This is a genomic window from Halorubrum sp. SP3 (assembly GCF_005435195.1).
Taxonomy (GTDB): domain Archaea; phylum Halobacteriota; class Halobacteria; order Halobacteriales; family Haloferacaceae; genus Halorubrum; species Halorubrum sodomense.
The window spans coordinates 1-444 of sequence record NZ_SGTU01000126.1 but is presented as its reverse complement, the minus strand read 5'-3'; the positions used below and the strand labels follow the sequence as shown (position 1 = coordinate 444).

1 protein-coding gene and 1 pseudogene are annotated in these 444 nt (G+C 57.4%); both read right to left on the bottom strand.

Translation table 11 applies throughout. From position 1 onward, the window contains the following. A pseudogene (locus EXE42_RS20355) lies at positions 1–263 on the bottom strand (IS200/IS605 family transposon protein TnpB); the annotation flags it as partial. Next, positions 260–444: transposase (locus tag EXE42_RS15790; protein WP_199240779.1), on the bottom strand; the 185-nt coding region annotated here is incomplete at its 5' end. The pseudogene EXE42_RS20355 and the gene EXE42_RS15790, both read right to left, overlap by 4 nt.

Below are 444 nucleotides of genomic sequence, written 5' to 3'. Positions count from 1 at the left end.
CCTTTCTCCTTGAGGGCGAAAAACGACCGCCACGCTTCGCTGTTCTTGCGCGTGACCTGTTGAACGGTCGCGCTTCCGACGACACCGTTGTACTGTCCACGGTACTCGGACGTGTCCCACACGTCGCCGTCACCGAAGTAGTTCTGACGACGTTCATAGGTCAATTCGTTCCACAGAGAGGCGGACGCATCGAGGAGCCGTCGAAGGCACTCTTCGTCGTTCTCGGTTTGTGGAACCACTTCGAAGGTGTTGACGCGCTTCATTTGTCGCCACCCTCCTGTTCAGCGATGTACTGTTCGACAGCGCCCTTTGAGGCGCTTCCCGCTGTTCCGACGTAGTACGAACGAGTCCACTTCACGCGGTCGTCGTATCTCTGGTTGTACTTGCGGGCAGAGATCCCCTTAATCCAGTTGACGATGAGTGACGGGGCGTTCTTGGGTGGAC